Origin of the sequence: Wielerella bovis (assembly GCF_022354465.1) — a bacterium.
GTDB lineage: Bacteria > Pseudomonadota > Gammaproteobacteria > Burkholderiales > Neisseriaceae > Wielerella > Wielerella bovis.
This window is the reverse complement of the sequence record NZ_CP092361.1, coordinates 623271-642270: the sequence shown is the minus strand read 5'-3', so window position 1 is coordinate 642270 and position 19000 is coordinate 623271. Positions and strand designations below refer to the sequence as shown.

The 19000-nt window shown below is 42.6% G+C and carries 20 protein-coding genes and 5 tRNA genes; 2 read left to right on the top strand and 23 right to left on the bottom strand.

What is annotated here, in order from left to right; genetic code table 11:
* Window positions 1-65: 65 nt before the first annotated feature.
* The 7 genes from MIS45_RS03315 to MIS45_RS03285 all read right to left on the bottom strand — a co-directional run bounded on the left by MIS45_RS03315 (window position 66) and on the right by MIS45_RS03285 (window position 3612).
* Window positions 66-155 (bottom strand) — tRNA-Leu (locus MIS45_RS03315).
* 108 nt (window positions 156-263) lie between these two features.
* Window positions 264-337 (bottom strand) — tRNA-Cys (locus tag MIS45_RS03310).
* A gap of 40 nt (window positions 338-377) precedes the next feature.
* Window positions 378-453 (bottom strand) — tRNA-Gly (locus MIS45_RS03305).
* 19 nt (window positions 454-472) lie between these two features.
* Window positions 473-548, bottom strand: a tRNA-Gly gene (locus MIS45_RS03300).
* A 25-nt stretch (window positions 549-573) separates the two neighbouring features.
* Window positions 574-649: transfer RNA gene (locus MIS45_RS03295), tRNA-Gly, on the bottom strand.
* Window positions 650-726: 77 nt separating this feature from the next.
* On the bottom strand, window positions 727-1290 hold the full coding sequence (pgsA, locus tag MIS45_RS03290; protein WP_249443236.1) for a CDP-diacylglycerol--glycerol-3-phosphate 3-phosphatidyltransferase: 564 nt from the start codon (window positions 1288-1290) through the stop codon (window positions 727-729).
* Window positions 1291-1566: 276 nt separating this feature from the next.
* Window positions 1567-3612, bottom strand: coding sequence for a lytic transglycosylase (locus MIS45_RS03285; protein ID WP_249450982.1), 2046 nt, complete (start codon window positions 3610-3612; stop codon window positions 1567-1569).
* A 148-nt stretch (window positions 3613-3760) separates the two neighbouring features.
* Between MIS45_RS03285 and MIS45_RS03280 the strand changes: the two genes are divergently transcribed.
* Window positions 3761-4450 carry a class I SAM-dependent methyltransferase gene (locus tag MIS45_RS03280; protein WP_249450981.1) on the top strand — a complete coding sequence of 230 codons (690 nt, stop codon included), beginning with the start codon at window positions 3761-3763 and terminating at the stop codon, window positions 4448-4450.
* Window positions 4451-4833: 383 nt separating this feature from the next.
* Here MIS45_RS03280 and MIS45_RS03275 read toward each other — a convergent pair whose 3' ends face one another.
* From MIS45_RS03275 to folB, 5 genes are all read right to left on the bottom strand, one after another.
* Window positions 4834-5127 carry a hypothetical protein gene (locus MIS45_RS03275; RefSeq protein WP_249449165.1) on the bottom strand — a complete coding sequence of 98 codons (294 nt, stop codon included), beginning with the start codon at window positions 5125-5127 and terminating at the stop codon, window positions 4834-4836.
* A 52-nt stretch (window positions 5128-5179) separates the two neighbouring features.
* Window positions 5180-6244, bottom strand: coding sequence for a uroporphyrinogen decarboxylase (gene hemE, locus MIS45_RS03270; protein ID WP_249450980.1), 1065 nt, complete (start codon window positions 6242-6244; stop codon window positions 5180-5182).
* 74 nt (window positions 6245-6318) lie between these two features.
* Entirely contained in the window at window positions 6319-8055 is a 1737-nt protein-coding gene (locus MIS45_RS03265; RefSeq protein ID WP_249450979.1) for a YdgA family protein, read from the bottom strand.
* A 2-nt stretch (window positions 8056-8057) separates the two neighbouring features.
* Complete coding sequence (locus MIS45_RS03260; protein WP_249450978.1) at window positions 8058-9092, bottom strand: histone deacetylase family protein; 1035 nt, start codon at window positions 9090-9092, stop codon at window positions 8058-8060.
* Between the two features lie 2 nt (window positions 9093-9094).
* A complete protein-coding gene (folB, locus tag MIS45_RS03255; RefSeq protein ID WP_249443204.1) occupies window positions 9095-9448 on the bottom strand; it encodes a dihydroneopterin aldolase in 354 nt (117 codons plus the stop codon).
* A gap of 96 nt (window positions 9449-9544) precedes the next feature.
* On the opposite strand from folB, the gene plsY reads away from it, so the two are divergent.
* The gene (gene plsY, locus MIS45_RS03250) at window positions 9545-10285 is read left to right on the top strand and encodes a glycerol-3-phosphate 1-O-acyltransferase PlsY (RefSeq protein WP_249450977.1); all 741 of its coding nucleotides are present in this window, start codon (window positions 9545-9547) and stop codon (window positions 10283-10285) included.
* A 239-nt stretch (window positions 10286-10524) separates the two neighbouring features.
* Here the strand turns inward: plsY and tgt are convergent, their stop codons facing one another.
* The 11 genes from tgt to MIS45_RS03195 all read right to left on the bottom strand — a co-directional run bounded on the left by tgt (window position 10525) and on the right by MIS45_RS03195 (window position 18999).
* The gene (gene tgt / locus MIS45_RS03245; RefSeq protein WP_249450976.1) at window positions 10525-11640 is read right to left on the bottom strand and encodes a tRNA guanosine(34) transglycosylase Tgt; all 1116 of its coding nucleotides are present in this window, start codon (window positions 11638-11640) and stop codon (window positions 10525-10527) included.
* Window positions 11641-11923: 283 nt separating this feature from the next.
* Window positions 11924-12796, bottom strand: coding sequence for an RNA polymerase sigma factor RpoH (gene rpoH, locus MIS45_RS03240; protein WP_249443198.1), 873 nt, complete (start codon window positions 12794-12796; stop codon window positions 11924-11926).
* 126 nt (window positions 12797-12922) lie between these two features.
* Window positions 12923-13669 carry a tRNA adenosine(34) deaminase TadA gene (gene tadA / locus MIS45_RS03235; RefSeq protein WP_249450975.1) on the bottom strand — a complete coding sequence of 249 codons (747 nt, stop codon included), beginning with the start codon at window positions 13667-13669 and terminating at the stop codon, window positions 12923-12925.
* Between the two features lie 82 nt (window positions 13670-13751).
* Window positions 13752-14108 (bottom strand): 50S ribosomal protein L20, encoded by a 357-nt coding sequence (rplT, locus tag MIS45_RS03230; RefSeq protein ID WP_249443193.1) that lies wholly within the window; start codon window positions 14106-14108, stop codon window positions 13752-13754.
* 12 nt (window positions 14109-14120) lie between these two features.
* Window positions 14121-14318 (bottom strand): 50S ribosomal protein L35, encoded by a 198-nt coding sequence (gene rpmI, locus MIS45_RS03225; protein ID WP_003787833.1) that lies wholly within the window; start codon window positions 14316-14318, stop codon window positions 14121-14123.
* 164 nt (window positions 14319-14482) lie between these two features.
* Window positions 14483-14950, bottom strand: a complete 468-nt coding sequence (infC, locus tag MIS45_RS03220) for a translation initiation factor IF-3 (RefSeq protein ID WP_249447292.1) — start codon at window positions 14948-14950, stop codon at window positions 14483-14485.
* 296 nt (window positions 14951-15246) lie between these two features.
* Window positions 15247-16290, bottom strand: coding sequence for a right-handed parallel beta-helix repeat-containing protein (locus tag MIS45_RS03215; RefSeq protein ID WP_249450974.1), 1044 nt, complete (start codon window positions 16288-16290; stop codon window positions 15247-15249).
* Between the two features lie 208 nt (window positions 16291-16498).
* Entirely contained in the window at window positions 16499-17419 is a 921-nt protein-coding gene (locus MIS45_RS03210; protein WP_249450973.1) for a YheT family hydrolase, read from the bottom strand.
* A gap of 81 nt (window positions 17420-17500) precedes the next feature.
* A complete protein-coding gene (locus MIS45_RS03205; protein ID WP_249450972.1) occupies window positions 17501-18373 on the bottom strand; it encodes a peptidyl-prolyl cis-trans isomerase in 873 nt (290 codons plus the stop codon).
* Window positions 18374-18436: 63 nt separating this feature from the next.
* Window positions 18437-18709, bottom strand: coding sequence for a BolA family protein (locus MIS45_RS03200; protein ID WP_249444577.1), 273 nt, complete (start codon window positions 18707-18709; stop codon window positions 18437-18439).
* A complete protein-coding gene (locus MIS45_RS03195; RefSeq protein WP_249450971.1) occupies window positions 18706-18999 on the bottom strand; it encodes a YciI family protein in 294 nt (97 codons plus the stop codon). Before MIS45_RS03195 ends, MIS45_RS03200 begins: the two co-directional genes overlap by 4 nt.
* Window position 19000 lies beyond the last annotated feature (1 nt).

Here is a 19000-nt window from a genome sequence, read left to right as displayed (position 1 = left end):
AATAAAGGTACATTGTAAAAAATGTACCTTTATTTTTTTAATCAATTGATTAAATTTAATAATATTGGTGCCTAGGACCGGAATCGAACCGGTACGACCGTGTTAGGGTCGGCGGATTTTAAGTCCGCTGTGTCTACCAATTTCACCACCCAGGCACACTTAAAACTTGATTGGAGGCGGGGGCATGGAATTAAACCAGCCTATATAAGAGTTGCACCCCTTATCGCATCAACACTCTGCCACCCCGCCATAACTGAAAATCGTGGAGGCGAAAGCCAGAATCGAACTGGCGTCCACGGATTTGCAATCCGGTGCATTACCACTATGCTATTTCGCCCTAATTAAGCAGTCTGAAAATAAGTCTCGAGACAAAAAAATGGAGCGGGAAACGAGTCTCGAACTCGCGACCTCAACCTTGGCAAGGTTGCGCTCTACCAACTGAGCTATTCCCGCTTGGGCAATTTAATCAGAGTGGAGCGGGAAACGAGTCTCGAACTCGCGACCTCAACCTTGGCAAGGTTGCGCTCTACCAACTGAGCTATTCCCGCCCTGATTAAAAGTTGTACTAAATTGTGGAGCGGGAAACGAGTCTCGAACTCGCGACCTCAACCTTGGCAAGGTTGCGCTCTACCAACTGAGCTATTCCCGCATTTCTTTATCTATGCAACAAAGAAGGTGTTATTATAGCAACTAAAAAAAAACTGTCAAGCATTTTGTAATAAAGAATTATTGAAATTCTTTCCATGCCATTTTTAGATAATAGAACATTGACCAAATTGTTAAAATAGATGCGATAAACATCAACAGGTTACCAATATCATGAAGATTGATTGTACTGCTTGGCAAGGTATCTAGCAGTAATAAAAAAATGGCTGCCATTTGTGCGGCAGTTTTTAATTTGCCAACATAAGCAACAGCAACACTGTTTCGTTTTCCCATTTGCGCCATCCATTCGCGTAACGCGGAAATGGTAATTTCGCGTCCAATGATAATCATGGCATAAATTGCTAGTGTGCGGTCTAATTTAACCAATAAGATAAGTGCTACGGCAACCATCAATTTATCCGCAACTGGGTCTAAGAATGCGCCAAAATCTGAAGTTTGCTTCCAATGTCTAGCCAGAAATCCATCTAACCAATCCGTAATTCCTGCAATGGCAAAAATTGCAGCAGCGGCTATATTAATGGTTTGCGGTTCTATCCAATGTTTGGGCAAATAAAACAATATCGTAAACAATGGGATAAGTGCAATTCTCATCCATGTGAGCCCGATGGGTATATTCCAAATCATTATGATGTATTTCCTTGGTTTATTTATGAGCCTTAATTTATAGTAAATTATCTTGGGTTGGATAAATCAATATTGGCTTGTTCTGTTCAAGCTAATCTACTACAACAGTAATCAATAAAGGTTCTAATTTTTCAGGCTGCCTTTATTTATCAATTAAAGCAGCCTGAAAGCAACGTAGATTGTAGTGTTTTGTAATCATGTATGACAAGTGATTAAGTAGAACAAAGCCGCTCTTGTGGTATTTTTGCACAAGAACGGCTGATTGGTTTTCTAGCTTTAATGTGTCAATTTTAATGTTTGCCCTATTCTAATGGTATTGCTACCACCATTTAGGCGTTTCAGCTCACTAGGTTTGATATTGTATCGTTCGGCAACACTATTTAAGGTATCTCCTTTACGGACGACATGTGTACTTGGTTTACGCTCTTCTCGTGCATTAACTGCACGGACATTGCCAACTGTTCGACTATTGGCTACTGCTCGCACCGCCTGCACTCGTTCGGTTTGTGTTGCAGATTGGTTATTAAACACCACTTTCAAGACTTGTCCTGTCTGAATATGGTTTCCCTTAATATTATTGCCAGCAATTAAATCTGCCACATCTATATTATGACGTTTAGCGATGCTATACAGTGTATCACCTTCGCCAACTTTGTAGGTGGTTGCAGGTTTAGCACGTGCAATAGCTTCTTCTCGGGCACGATTAGCTGTTTCGGTTTTAGCACGTTCAGCAGCTGCAAGCTGTTGGCGACGACGTTCTGCTGCAGCTCGTTGTTCTGCCGCAGCACGATTGCGCGCTTCTATGGCTTCTGATTGAGCTAAACTATTGCGTACAGCTTGTTCGGCACGCAATCTTTCCTGTGAGGCTTGTACTAATTGCATCAATTCATCACTTTCAGGCTGCCTTATTGTATTTTGTATGACTTGCGATACAGTCTGTGTATTGGATTGATTACCCAGCACTTGACGATTGGTAGTATTTGCCATAAATGCGGTTGATGGAGATGGCGTAGTAGCAAATGTTTGCGTTTTTGCAGTCGTATTTTGGCGTGCAATATTTACAGAAGGAGTTGCAACCCCTTGTGGTAATACAGGTGCTTGTTCCACAAAAGTATCTGGCGTATTGTCCACATCTACTTTGGCAAATGCAGTAAATGGTTTAATACCAGATGCGCGGTTTTTATTGACCAAGATTGTCCGCCCTGCATTAACATAAGCTGAACTAATACCATTTAATCGACGTAACTCACTTACACTACTACCTGTTTGCGCCGCAATATCTGCCAAGGCAACGCGTGTATCTGGCGTATAAACATCCCAAGACAGCAAAGTTTGAGGGTCGGAATTTTTGTAGTTATGCTCAAATGTACGAACTGCATTAACAGGCAATAACATTTGGCGATGTTGTCCTTTGGGGATAAACACGGGTGTTTTGAAAGCTGGATTTAAAGCCAGAAATTCACTTTCTGAAATATTTGCTAAATGTGCTGCTGCCATCACATCAATCGGCTTATCTATCATAACCGTTTTAAAATAGGGTTCTGATTTCATTTCAGGCAGCGTAATACCGTAAGCCTGTGGATTATTAACCAAATTGCGTACAGCTAATAATTTTGGCACATAATTGCGTGTTTCGTTGGGCATACGCAAATTTTCATAAGTTGGTGGTAAACCAGCAGCCATTGCACGATTAATGGCGCGTGTTACATTACCTTCACCCCAGTTATATGCTGCCAATGCCAATGACCAATCACCAAATAAGCCATATAAGTATTGCAAATAATTCAATGCTGCATCGGTAGAGGCGTACACATCATGGCGACCATCATACAAAGGTGTTTGTTCCAAACCATAATGGCGACCTGTTGCAGGCATAAATTGCCACAAGCCCGATGCACCAACGTGCGAACGTGCTTTGGTTACGTATGCACTCTCAATAAAAGGCAATAACGCAATTTCACCTGGCATATTGCGTTTTTTCACTTCATTGACGATGTGATACATGTAAGGTGTGCTGCGAACAATCGTGCGATTAAAATAAGCACTATTAGTGACAAATTTGCTTTCGTGGCTGCGTACCAAAGATGGATTAACTTCTTCCATGCGGAATGTTTTGCGTAAATTTGTCCACATACTGCCATGTGAACCCAATGAAAAATTGGACACAAAGCTATTGGATTGTTGTGTGCTAAATGGAGAGTTTTGCAGAAGCATCATCGCCGACCCTGTTTGTGCTGGGGTGTATGATTTGCTGTGTGCCCATGTGGGTAGGATAAGTAAACTGCACACAACAGCAATGGCGATGGTCTTGGTGTTTTTCATAAACAAAATATGTAGTAATACAAAAATAATCCAGCATCGTAAAGCGAATACTCGGAACTGTCAAGTTGGAAAATTTCAGCTAAATAATTCAAATTATGTGATAATTTATTGCAAATAAAAATACAATAGATAGATGGGATAAATCAATATGGATGTGAGCTATTTGCAAAATTGGTTTAGAAATGATGCACTTGGTCGCTACCTACTTGAACAAGAAGAACATTTTTTTCAGGCTGCCTTATCGCAATACCAACCTTATCGAACATTATTATTGGGTCATCTTTCAGGCTGCATAAATGGAAATTACGCGCGTACTTGGCAAGTGAAACAAGCTCGTTTTTTGCCTGCGGATATATTGGCAGATGCAACTCATTTGCCTTGGCGTGAAGGCAGTTTTGATGCGGTTATTGCGGCGCATTTGCCGGATACGGAAACTGAAATATTGCGTATTTTGATGGAGCTGTATCAAGTTCTTGATGAACAAGGTTGCGTGTTGCTGACAGGATTTAATCCGCATTCTATTTGGCGCATTCATTTAAGTCATGATTTGCCTAATGTAGGAGAAGGGGTCGCGTTGTCGGTAGTTAGAAAATGGGCAGAATCTCTCGGTTGGTACATTGAACAAGTCCATTTTATTCATCATTTGCCGCCAATTAGGCAGCCTGAAAACTGGCAATTAATGGAATTTGCAGGGCGATATTTATGGACACAGGGTGCGGCAGTTTACGCTTTGGTTTTGTGTAAACAAGTGGCACGTATCAATGCGCTAAAAGAAACGGAGCGTACCTTGGATTTTGATAATATGGCTGCGGTGGGATTGGCGCGCGTGAAAGAATAAAAGGCTGAAACTTTTGCAAACCCCCAAAGCAATACAACTGCTTTGGGGGTTTGCAAAGGTTTCAGTCTAGTAATTGGGTGATTTTAAGTAATGGAAATCGGTCGACATATTGATTCAACAGGGTTTGTGCTGATTGGTAGAAAAATCTGTTCATGGAAAAATCCCCTAAATTCTTGGTTAGGAGGGAATTTAAAGGATTTTTTTGGGGATTTGCAAAGGTTTCAGCCTGAAAACTATAGTGAATTCAATTGAAACCAGTACAGCGTTGCCAGCTCCCTTACGTACTATTGTACACGGCAGTCGCTATCACCTTGTCTGTGTTAATTTGAAGCGACTATATTTTATATGATTTATTTTGCATAAATAAGGCAGCCTGAAAATAATCAAAATCCTGCTAATTTTTTATACCACATACCCAATCCATAACATATCACTCCGCCACCACCTAACAACAAAAATAACCAGCCTTTTTTGCGTGCATTGGGACAAACCCAGTAAACAGATAAACTGAAACTGAAAAATAGCGACATCGCAACCCACAACATTTTCGGGCTATTTTGAAAACGGTTGAGTGAATAAGTTTCGGTTAGCATCACATACATTTGCCATACAGTTGCTAACGAAATCAATATGATACCGAACATTAAAAATAAAGCAGCGTAATCTAAATGGCTCATAAATATATTGTGGCAGCCTGAAAATGTTTCAGGCTGCCTTTTCCTATGTTGATTATTGATGATAAGGACGCGATAAATCGTGTACAGCTTCTACGAAAATTTCTACATTTTCAGGGTCGGTAAATTGATTAATACCGTGTCCCAAATTAAACACATGACCTGAACCCTGTCCATATCCTTTCAAAATTCGTGCAACTTCGGCACAAATGGATTTGTGTGTACCAAATAAGGCGAATGGGTCCATATTACCTTGTAATGCAACTTTATCCCCTACTCTTGCGCGTGCTTGGGTAATGTCGGTTGTCCAATCCAAACCCAATGCATCTGCGCCTGTGTCTGCTAATAATTCCAGCCATTGTCCGCCGCCTTTGGTAAATACAATCACGGGGACACGGCGATCTTCGTGTTCGCGTTTCAAGCCGCTGATAATTTGTTTTATGTAGGACAAACTAAATTCTTGGAATGCGGTATGGCTCAATACACCACCCCATGTATCAAAAATTTGTACAGCTTGTGCGCCGCAAGCGATTTGGGTATTCAAATATTCCGTTACTGTTTGCGCGTTAATATGCAATATTTTGTGCAACAAATCAGGGCGCGAATACAACATGGTTTTCACAGTACGCCAATCTTTACTGCCGCCACCTTCAATCATGTAACACGCCAAAGTAAATGGGCTGCCTGAAAAACCAATCAGTGGCACGCGACCGTCAATCGCTTTGCGAATAGAAGCAACGGCATCAAATACATAACGCAATTTTTCCATATCAGGAACGGTCAGCAAATCAATGTCGGCTTCATGTTGCAAAGGACGTTCAAATTTTGGACCTTCGCCTGCCACAAAATGCAGACCCAAACCCATGGCATCGGGTACGGTCAAAATATCGGAAAACAAAATCGCTGCGTCCAGATTGTAGCGGTCAATCGGTTGCAAGGTTACTTCGGTGGCTAAATCTATGCTGTAACACAATTCCAAAAAATTGCCTGCAAATTCGCGTGTGGCCTTGTATTCTGGCAGATAGCGTCCTGCTTGGCGCATCATCCAAATAGGCGTGTATTCAACGGGTTGTTTGAGCAAGGCACGAAGAAATGTGTCGTTTTGTAAAGGAGCTGTCATGATGATTCTTTCTGTATTTTGTTTTTTCAGGCTGCCTTTTTCTTGTGTAGATAGGCAGTCTGAAAATATATTTTTTAGGGTGCTGACGCGCTTTCAGGCTGCGGTGGCACGGCATTTTCATCTTCCAAATTGGCAAACAAATCTTCATTGGTTTGCGTTTGGAAAGGTTTGTTATTCAATGTGATTTGGTTATTGGCAACCAACAAATGGGTTTTAACCGCGCCGTTGTCTTTGCTTAAATAACCCTCTTGCGCCATGCTATCAATGCTTTGGTTAATCAATAATTTGATGGTATCGCGGATTTCTTGCTGTTCTTGCGCGTTGTTTGGGTCTTCTGTCGTGAAGAAATGGCTGGTTTGCGTGATAGAAAAATCTTCTATCAAACTTTGCGACACATCTAATTCCAAATCTGCATTCATTTTAGCAATCAGCAATTTGCTATCATTTAAATCCGCTTGGGTTAAATCCGTGAATTTCAGGCTACCTTTGGCTTTGATATGACCTTGTGGCGTTGTAAAATCAAAAGCTTGCACTTTGAAAACAGGATTATTGGTAAATACGCCCGCGCCTTCATTGCGAACAGCCGCCAACCATTTTTGATTTTGTTCTTCCGCTACCGCAGGACTGCTGGCATCGCTGGCAACCACAGGTTCATTTGCCAATGCTTGCCATTTGGTTTTGAGTGCATTCAGGCTGTCGGTATGCAAATGTTCAGCCACCACATCAATATTCAAAGGTCCATATTGTTTGTCACCATAATGCAATTTAGCAAACGCAAATTTGCCTTGCGTATTGATAAAACCTGCTTCTGGCTCTTGAGTTTGGGTGGCGTAACTTTGGGTGGTGTAACTTAAATTTTCCACGCGAATGCTGCTGGGTGGCACTGTCCCCGTAGGATTGATGAATGCGCCAATTTGCAAATCGGTAACCATATTAATCAATTCATTCAACTGAATATGGTAATCTATGCCCTCTTGCCATGTCGCTTCAAATTTACCCAATGTGGTATTGGAAGAACCAAGCGCGGTTTTACCGTCTTGACTGGATTCTGTGATGCTACTCAAATCCAGTTGTTCAAAATTCAGGCTGCCTTTATCAGCAAGCTGTGCTTTAAATGCGGGCATCACAAAATGCGTGGTGTATTGTGCATAACCATCTTGATACGAAACCGTTCCGTCTAAACCGTTCCAGTTAAGTTTGATGCCTGATAATTCTTCATAATCAAACGGCGCGACTTTCACACTCATATCGCCATCACCATTTAATTTAATGATATTCCGAACTGTTAGCGGTGTCTGTTCGCCAAAAAAACGGGCGAGTGTTTTTTTGACTTCTGGGTCATATTGAAATTCGGTATCCACAACGGCGCGTACAGGCGTGATGCCCGCCGCGAATGGATGATGTTTCACATGATTCACCAATGTGATGGGTTTTTCCAGCACAACGCGCACATTATTGGGAATTTGTTTGCTCAAATTTGCCAAAACATTGGGGCTAAACCGAAACACGATGGTTTCAGTGGACGTAAACCAGCCTTGTTGATAATTGGACTTGGTTTTGTCTATTTCAATGAAAAATGTATCGGCGAGAATGTCGTGTTGTTGTTGCAAACTTTGGCGTGCTTTGCTGCCCAAATAATACGGAGAGCCAAGCATAGCTACGGCAACAACTGCAGCAGTTGCGCCACCCAACAAAATTTTTTTCATGGGATAAACCGTGTAAAAATACATATAAATGGGCATAATCATATCATAAGGCAGCCTGAAAAACATATTTTCAGGCTGCCTTAATATTTTTAGTTGTATATTCATTCTTAAATAAACGGACTGGCTTTAATCAAACACATAATATGTGCGCGTGCGCTGCTGGCTAAACTGCTCAAATTATACCCCCCCTCCAAAACAGATACGATGCGCCCATTTGCATGGCGGTTGGCAATCAGCATCACTTTTTTGGTCAGCCACTCAAAATCTGCTTCGGTTAAATTCAAATGTCCCAAATCATCATCACGATGTGCATCAAATCCAGCCGAAAAGAAAATGATTTGTGGCTTGAACGTGGCTAAACGGGTAAGCCATTGTTCGCGTACCAAATCACGAAATTCGCGGCTGCCATCGCCTGCTTTGAGTGGTGAATTAATCACATTTGGATTGCTACCATCAAATTTCAAACCACAAAATGGATACAGAGGTGATTCGAATGATGATAAGAACATCACTCGTGGGTCATCACGGAAAATATCTTCTGTGCCATCGCCGTGATGCAAGTCAAAATCCACAATCGCTACGCGTTCCAAGCGGTATTCGGCAATGGCATGCATGGCGGCAACTGCAACATTGTTGATGAAACAAAATCCACCTGCTTTGTCGGCAAATGCGTGATGACCTGGCGGACGAATGGCGCAAAAGGCATTTTTAGCTTGTTTTTTCATGACCAAATCCACCGCGCGGACGGCTGCACCTGCGGCATAACGAGCGGCTTTGAGTGTATCTTTACTCAAATAAGTATCTTCGCTGATTTTAACAATGCTATCGGCGAGCGGTAATTTGTTTTCCAAGCTACTCAAATATCGACGTGTGTGGACGCGAGAAAGTTGAATATCGCTGACTTCATCGGCTTCTATTTTTTGCAATAAGTGCCACAAACCTGTTTTTCTTAATGTATTTTCAATCACTTGGGTACGCTGCGGATTTTCGGGATGTTCGCCATCTACAAAATGCGCCTGACATTCGGGCGCATAAACCCACGCCGTGCGTCCTTTGATATCCAAAAGACGCAAGAATTTAACACGCAAATAACGATATTGACGCAGCGAAAGTTGTAATAGAAAAGACAGTTTTTGATACATTTTCAGGCTGCCTGAATACAACGCTCAATTTCCACGCCGACTTCTTTTACATCTGGCAAAATACCTGCTTTGACAATGCGTACACGCACAGAGGCAGCCTGAAAATCGTTGAGTATTAATTGTGCAATGTATTCGGCAAGAGTTTCTAATAATTTAAAATCACGTTGTTTTAATTCTTGACGGATGCGTTCACATACGTTGCCATAATGTATGGTGCTGGCAATATCATCATCGTGTGCGCGTGCAGATAGTCCAATATCCAAATCCAAAATAAGGGTTTGCAGGTGTTGTCGCTCCCAATCATAAACGCCAATGAGGGTATCAGCTTTCATGCCATGTAGGAAAATTTTGTCCATTTGAATAAGTTCCGTTAGAATAGTGTTTTATCGTGGTTGGAATGTTCATCGCATTCCAATATCGCATATTGTAAACGAAAAGACGGGAGTGGTTGTATGTTCTTCTTGGAAATTATGGTGGCATTGGTGGCGTATTTAATCGGTTCGCTGTCTGCTGCGCTGATTGTCTCTAAAAAATTGGGTATGCCTGACCCTCGTACATACGGCTCGGGCAACCCTGGTGCAAGCAATATGTTGCGTAGTGGTAACACAAAAGCCGCAGCATGGACTTTGTTTGGCGATGCGCTCAAAGGCTTCGTTGTGGTTTTGTTGGCACGCTGTTTAATGAATGGCGCAGGTATGCCAGCAGGTGGGGTAGGCTTGGCAGCGATTGCAGTGGTATTGGGACATATGTACCCTATATTTTTCGGTTTTCGTGGCGGTAAAGGCGTAGCAACTGCATTAGGTGTGTTATTGGGCATGTCATTTTGGACAACTTTTTGGGTTGTACTAATTTGGGCTGTTATTGCATTCAAATTCCACAAATCTTCGCTGGCTGCTTTAATTGCCGCAGCATGTGCGCCATTTGCAGCGTTTATCATCATTCATCAACCCACTTGGGGATGGTCTTTGGTAGTGGTGGCTGCATTGGTTATTTATCGTCATCGCGACAATATCAAACGCATACAAAGTGGTACAGAATTGGGCATTGGCGAACCTGCTAAACCGCTGGATAGCCAAGGTAATGTGCAATCTGCTGCAACTGAAAAGCAAGCAGAAAATGTTGTAATAACAGAACCAAAAGTGGAAGCATCTGCGGAAGTTGAAAAAACTGAAAATAACGATAAAGCAGAATAAATCATATTTTCAGGCTGCCTGAATTTTAGGGGCTAATGACCTAAAGTAACTGTGTCAGTAGCTCCTATTCTGTTTTACAAAATAAAAATGCAGCCTGAAAACGTATAGTTGCAGAAGTGAAAATATCATACAAGGCGAAGAGCCACAGACTGTACAAGTAGTACGGCAAGGCGAGCCAACGCCGTAGTACTTTTTTTCAATTCTGCAACTATACGTTTTCAGGCTGCATTATTTTTCTATCAATCTGTACCACGCGCACGATTTTCATGGAATTGTGCTTGCCAATCAGCAAATTTCCCTTGCTCAATCGCTTCACGCATTTCTGCCATTATCACTTGATAAAAATGCAAATTGTGAATGGTGTTCAGTTGTGCGCCCAAAATTTCGCCCACTTTATGCAAATGATATAAATAGGCACGACTGAAATTTTGGCAGGTATAGCAAGTACAAGATTCATCCAAAGGGCGAGTATCGTGGCGGTGTTTTGCATTTTTGATTTTGATGTCGCCAAAACGGGTAAACAGCCAACCGTTGCGTGCATTGCGAGTTGGCATCACGCAATCAAACATATCCACACCATGCGCTACGCCATACACCAAATCTTCAGGCGTGCCGACTCCCATCAAATAATGTGGCTTATGTTCAGGCAAAATTGGCCCAACTGCACGCAACATGCGGTACATTTCAGGTTTTGGCTCACCTACCGACAAGCCACCAATTGCCAAGCCTGGGAAATCCAATTCTTCCAAGCCACGCAAGGATTCTTCGCGCAAATCTTCATACATTGCACCCTGTACAATACCAAATAATGCATTGGGATTACGCAAATCTTCAAATGCTTTTTTACTGCGTTCCGCCCAGCGCAAGGACATTTGCAAGGATTTTCTTGCTTGTTCATATGAGGCTTCGCCAGGAGTACATTCATCTAATTGCATTACAATATCTGAATTCAAAACCGTTTGAATTTTCATGGAAATTTCGGGTGATAAAAACAATTTGTCGCCATTAATCGGGCTTTTGAATGTGCAACCATCTTCGGTTAATTTACGCATATCCGATAGTGAAAACACTTGGAAACCACCTGAATCAGTCAAAATTGGCTTATCCCAACCAATAAACTGGTGCAAACCGCCGAATTGTTCAATCACGTCCAATCCAGGGCGCAACCACAAGTGATAAGTATTACCCAGAATAATTTGTGCTTTGATGGTATGCAAATCATTAGGTGTCATCGCTTTGACCGAGCCATATGTACCAACAGGCATAAACACAGGCGTTTCAATCTTGCCATGATTCAACTCCAATGTCCCACGCCGTGCGTAGCCATCTTTTTTATGTAAGGTAAATTTCAACATATTCTTTCCAATTTTTTCAGGCTGAAACCTTTGCAAAACCCCAGATTTGAGCGCAGTTCAAAGCGATAGTATCGCAAAACGCGCAGACATATCATATAGATAGGCAAGCGTTTGAGAAACGCATCGCGCAGAAATGTGCCAAAGATGGGGATTTTGCAAAGGTTTCAGGCTGCATGATTAATTAAAAAATAAAAGCAGCCTGAAAAAGAGTATCAACATGTTTATATTAATCAAACATTATGATGAACTCAATTTTCAGGCTGCCTTCTAACAAATGTGAACTTTATGCGTCCACCCAATCATCTTCTTTATGCGCTAAAAAACCACGCAATTTTTGCATCGCTTTTGCTTCAATCTGGCGAATGCGTTCGGCCGAAACACCGTATTCTGCCGCCAAATCATGCAAAGTTAAACCACCATCATCTTGCAACCAACGCGTCTCAACAATGCGACGGCTGCGCTCATCTAATTGAGATAAAGCATTTTGCAAACCCTCTGTTTGCAAAGCATAATTTGCTTTTTGTGCCATTTGCTGACTGGGTTCATGATGCGTATCACTTAACCAATCAATCGGGGCTAAACTGTTTTCATCATCATCGGAATTTTCTGCCAACAAAGCCACATCATGCCCTGTCATGCGTTGTTCCATTTCCATTACTTCTGATAATTTGACACCTAAATCATCAGCAATATCTTGTGCTTCTTTTGGCGTGAGCGCACTCAAACTTTTTCGCATACTGCGTAAATTGAAAAACAATTTACGTTGTGGTTTGGTGGTAGCAATACGCACTAAACGCCAGTTACGCAAAATAAATTCATGAATTTCCGCCTTAATCCAATGTACTGCAAATGAAAATAAACGTGCGCCATGAGTTGGTTCAAAACGTTTTACTGCTTTCATCAAACCAATATTACCTTCTTGAATCAAATCTGCCTGATTCAAGCCATAACCATCATAACCACGCGCAATGGAAACCACCACACGTAAATGTGACAAAATCAACTGTTTTGCTGCCTCCAAATCGCCACGCAACTGGCGATTTGCCAAAGAAACTTCTTCTTCCAAACTCAACATGGGAATATTGTTCACCGTGTGAATATATTGTTCCAAGCTACCGTGTGCGCTGGGTACAGGTAATGCAAAAGCGTTACTCATCTTTGATGTTTTCCCTTCTTATTGTATTTTTTTGCCAACAATCACTTTGCGACAAGAGCGACTATTATACACTTTTCTGACAGGATAACTAGGGAAAATAAGCTAAATCAAGTTAAATTTAACGAATTACTCTTGACAGTTTTGCAATTTATTATTTTCACGACGCAGCCTGAAAAAATTCAGCAAAATTGTCTGCGCTTCATCTGCCAATATACCACCCAAAACTGCCGTATGTACGTTCATTTGCTTATTGGCAAACACATCTATCACGCTGCCTGCCGCACCCATTTTCGGTTCACGCGCCGCAAAAATGACCCGAGCCACGCGCGCTTGCACTATCGCACTTGCACACATCACACAGGGCTCCAGCGAAACATACACATCGCATTCGTTCAAACGATAATTTCCCAACACTTGCCCTGCTTGAGCCAATGCCTGAATTTCTGCATGATGACTGATATTGCAATCTGCGATACAACGATTATGCGCCGCTGCAATGATTTCGCCACGATGTACCACCACCGCCCCAACAGGTACTTCTCCTATTTTTGCCGCCAATGCAGCCTGAAACAAAGCTGCATGCATATATGTTTCCATTTGATTTTTCGTTGGAAAAATAGCAACAGGTGGTGTATTGCGCAACTGTTGCAACCAATATGCACGTTGCTTCGCCGTCAAATCCTGCACCGTTTTCAGGCTGCATAATGCTACCAGTTGCCAAAAAACTGATTGTGTAACGCTTAATCCACTCTTTTTTAATAATAAAAATGCACGACATGGATTTATTTTTTGCAAATCCCGTACACAGTGAATTTGTAAATTTGCCAAAGCATCAATCACTTTGGGTGCAAGGGGAGGTGTGGTTAATTTCATAAAAATGCAGCCTGAAAAATAATGGACAAAACAAAACAAGGAAACTCGCATTATGCAAATTTCCTTGTTTTTCATATCACAATTAAGCCAAAGCTGCTTTTGCTTTTTCAACCAATTGTGCAAATGCTGCTTTGTCAAATACAGCCAAATCAGCCAATACTTTACGGTCTAACGTAATCGCAGCACGTTTCAAACCATTCATGAATTTGCTGTAAGACAAGCCATTTTGACGTGCACCCGCATTGATACGAGTAATCCATAATTGACGGAACTGGCGTTTGCGTTGGCGACGGTCGCGGTACGCATATTGACCAGCTTTCATCACCGCTTGTTTAGCGATGCGATAGACATTTTTACGACGACCGCGATAGCCTTTGGCTAACGCAATCACTTTTTTGTGACGAGCACGAGCGGTAACACCGCGTTTTACGCGTGGCATAATTTAACTCCTTTAAGCGTAGGGCAACATTTTAGCAACAGAAGCCAAATCGCGTTCGTTCACCATAGAAGTGCCGCGCAATTGGCGTTTGTTTTTTGTGGTTTTTTTGGTCAAGATGTGGCGTTTGAACGCATGAGCGCGTTTTACACCACCGTTGCCCAAGACTTTAAAGCGTTTTTTCGCGCTAGACTTGGTTTTCATTTTAGGCATGGGAAAAACTCCAATGATTTATTAGATAAGGCTGCGGGAGATTTGTCTAAACAAATACTTAAAACCCGAAACCACGCTTTTTTGCCGCTTTTTTATTTTCAGGCAGCAGCCTGAAAAATGCTTTGTTTCATACGGCACATGAAACAAAGCGCAAGATTGTACTATTATTTTTTCTTTGGCGCAACCATCATTACCATTTGACGACCTTCCATTTTTGGAAATTGCTCCACTTGACCGTCTTCTGCCAATTCGGTTTTGATGCGCTCTAATAATTGCGCACCCAGCTGTTGATGCGCCATTTCACGACCACGAAAGCGTAAAGTAATTTTCACTTTGTCGCCATCTTCCAAAAATTCGCGGATTTTACGCATTTTGATGTTGTAGTCGCCATCATCCGTTCCAGGGCGGAATTTAATTTCCTTGATTTGGACTTGTTTTTGTTTTTTCTTGGCTTCGTCTCGTTTTTTGGATTGTTCGTATTTGTATTTACCAAAATCCATTAACTTACAAACAGGCGGCTTGGCAGTAGGAGAAATTTCCACCAAATCAACATCCTGTTCTTCTGCCATAGACATAGCTTCCTTTAACGGTACAACGCCAAGTTGTTCACCGTCTCCACTAATTAAACGCACTTCTTTGGCAGTAATTTCGCCATTAATTCGTGCTTCGCGTTCTTGCTGTGCTATGATAATACTCCTAATAAAAATTTGTCGAAAAACGCGTTTATCTCATATTCGCGTTTGAAATAAAAATCTATGTAATTTTACTCGCTTTCAGGCTGCCTGAAAAGTATGAACAGTATCATTTTGTATATGTTTGAGTAAACATCTAAACAATATGGAACTTCATTGTTTGTAAAACAAAGGCAGCCTGAATGGATTTTGTAAAGGTTTCAGTCTATTCAAAATTCTATTTTGTTAATCCAAATTTATCGAACAGTTGGATTGTTGGTAATGCGGTTATTTGCCCCATGATTACGAATCATTTTATGGGCAGGTAAGCGATAAATTCGGTTGTTCTCCACCACATTATTATCGGCAAAATCGCGATTATCTACACTACTGCCAAATGCAAATCCTGCATCTGCCGCGCAATAACTGCGGTTGCCGTTACGCGCACCCAACCAGATTGCGGGCAATGCACCATTGTATTTATTGTAGTAAAACGTGTTTTGACTCAATGTGTTATACGATGGTGTTTGATGGCGAATCGCGCCGCCTTCGCCGCAGTTGCGATATAAATAAATCCCACCACGATTGAGCGAAGAAAAACGGTTGTTGCTAAATGTGTTATGTGCTGAACCATCAATCGCTATCAATTCGCGGCTTGTGGTTTTGGTGTCAATGGTGTTGCGCATAAAGGTGTTGTAGCCACTTTCTGCATCCAAATAAATCGCTACGCTATTGCTTCTGCCTGTGATGCGGCTGTTGGTAACGCTGACATGGTTCACACCGGGGGCTAAATACAATGGTATGCGCCCGATGCCCATAATGGTCATATTTTCCAGACGAATGTGGCTAGGTGCGGCGGCTTGGGCACGTTCTGTGTGTCCGATTTGTTGCGAAGAATCACGCACGGCAGTCGCTTCTCCATTCGCACCCATACCCATAATGCGTACTGAACCGCTGATTTTACAAGCGCGTATGGTGAGATTTTCAGGGCGCGACCATTGATTTTGTTGCTGTTTGGAGCGAATAACGATGCTGTCGCCGCCATTGATGTGCGTGGGTACGATGGCGTTGCCGTTACAATCAAAAGTTTGTTGGCTGGCGGCATTACCTGTGAAATACAGGCGTTTGCTGATGGTGCGATTTTTGGGCAATTTTGCGGAACACGCGACTTCTACACTGTGTTGTTGTACGGTGGCTGGCGCAAGGATATTTTCCAATTCGGCTGGTGTACAGGTGGCTGCAAAAGTGGGAGCTGCGATAAACATCAGTATGCTGATGGTTAAAGGTTTGATTTTGTTCATGTTTTCTTTTGGACAAATTTGGTGAAATATGTTTTTCAGGCTGCCTATCAATATAATTTAGGCAGCCTGAAAATATAGTGGATTCAATTTAAATCAGGACAAGGCGACAGCGACCGCCGTGTACACCTAGTACATAAGGGAGCTGGCAACGCTGTACTGGTTTAAATTGAATTCACTATAAATATAAGCCATTTTCAGGCTGCCTTATTTATACTGTTTCAAATTGGGAAAAATAAGCCAATAAAGTTTCAGGCAACCAACGTAAATGCCCACGTCCTTCACCTGTTACAAATGCAACGTGTCCACCATGTTCAGGCTGCATCAAAGTAACGCAATCTGAAATATCATATTCGCGTGGCAAGGATGCGGCGGGTACAAATGGGTCATTTTTGGCGTTGAGCAACAAAGTGGGTATGGCAATATCGCGCAAAAAGGGTTTGGCAGATGAGCGAGTATAGTAATCGCGTTTGTCGGCAAAACCGTGTAGTGGCGCGGTAAAGGTGTTGTCAAAATCGCCCAAACTGCTGATTTTATGCGCTGCTGGCGGCACTTTGGGCAACAAGGAACGCAAGAAATATTGGGTGTACAGCAAACGGGGTATGCCCTGCTCCAAAGCATCGCCACAAGCATTCAAATCCAATGGTGCGGAAACCGCAGCGGCGGCGCGTGGCAAAGCGGCGGATTTTTGTTCGCCCAAATATTTTGCCAACACATTGCCACCCAGCGACACACCAGCCACATAAAGCCGTGCATAACGCGCTGCCAATACGCCGAGCATATGCGCCACTTCTCGCGTATCGCCGCTGTGATACATGCGTTTAGATGGCACGCCGCCACAACTGCGAAAATGGGCGACTACGCCGTGCCAACCTTTTGCGTGTGCGGCATGCATCAATTCAATCGCATAATGGCTGCGACTGCTGCCTTCCAAGCCGTGCAATAACACCACACAGGGCGCGTTGGCATCGTGGCTGTCCACAAAATCGTAAGCGGCATAATCTTCGCCATAACTGTCGCGTATCAATTCGCGGCGATATTCGGGGGCTTCGCGCTGCAAGGCTTTGGCGTATAAGGTTTCCATATTGCCGCCTTTGAGCCAGCGCGGTGGAATAGGATTAGTAAACATCATTATTACTTTCAAAAAAACCTGTATTCTTAAAACTAATGAATACAGGTTTCAAGTTTTCAGGCTGCCTTTTATGGACAAACTTTATTTTGCAGGTTCAATTTTGGCTTTTTGCAACAAAGTCCCCATCGCTTCTTGCACGCGTTCATCGGTCATGCTTTCGCGCATACTGTCGCGCATTTTGTCCAATGAATCCACCGTAATTTTTCGGCGGTCTTGCATATAAAATACCACATGAATATTGTCACCTGCTACGGGTTTAGACGCTTGTCCTTTTTTCAGGCTGCTTACCGCATCGTAAATTTTCGGACGTGCTTCTTTCATATCTACCAATGGCACAAATTCGGTAATCAGTAATTGCCCTTCTTTCACGATTGGGTCAATGCTGTATCGTTTCGCCACATCGGCAAAACTTTTTTTCGCACCCAATTCGCGTGCAGCAGCGGTAGCTTGCTCTGCCTTATCAGTAACAATTTCGCCTACTTGTACTTCATCTGTACCATTGTAGCGACGATGTAATTGTTCGTAACGTGTTTGAATATCCGCATCACTCACAGGGTTTTTCTGAATCACATCTGCCGCATACGCTTGCATCAATAATTGATTTTGGAAATCTGCCCAGCGTTGTTTAAAATCGGCTTGTTTATCCAAGCCTTGTTCGGTTGCTTGTTTGCGTGCAGCGGTTTCAGCAGCTTTGTAGGCATCGGATTTGTCTAAACGCAAACGTTTCGCTTCCTGAACCACTACGGTTTCCAATACCGTTTCTTGAGCAATGAAACGGCGTAAATCAGGACTATCGTGTACTTTGCCTTGACTGGCAGCAACGGTTAATTTGACACGGCGGTCAAGTTCGCTGCTGTCAATTTTGCTGCCATTAACGGTTACAACAGTTTCCGCCCATACGCTGCCTGAAAACAAAACAGTCAATAAGGTTGCTGCAATACGTTTTTTATTCATAGAATTTCCTATTTTGTGTTTTTTTCAGGCCGCCTTTGTATAAAATAGGCAGCCTGAAAATATTTAATTGAAATATTCGGCAGGTGTTCGCGCCACAATACTCAATGCGTGGATTTGTTTGCTGATAAACAAATCTGCCAACAATTCCTGCACTTTTCGCTGACGAGCGATGCGTGTCATGCCATCAAACATTTGGCTGACGATTAACACGGCATAATGCCCACCGCCTTGATTACCAGCGTGTCCCGCATGAAGATGACTTTGGTCTTCAAATTCAAAAACATCTGGCGACAAGGGGGCAAGCAATTCGCTCATGCGTTGTTGCATATCGTTCATTGTGGAAACACTTTTTTGAACGGTTTAATCAAGACTTCGGCATATACGCCTGCATCTACATAAGGGTCTTGTCCTGCCCATGCTTCGGCGGCATCCAAGCTATCAAATTTGGCAACAACAAGGCTGCCTGAAACCACGGTTGGATTATCGGGCATAGGAGTTGGACCTGCAATCAGCAAACGTCCTTCGGCATCTAATGCTTTTAAGCGTTCCAAATGAGCTGGACGAGCGGCGGCGCGTTGTTCGCCTGTGCCTTCCACATCGGTGGATAAAATCATGTAGTATTCCATA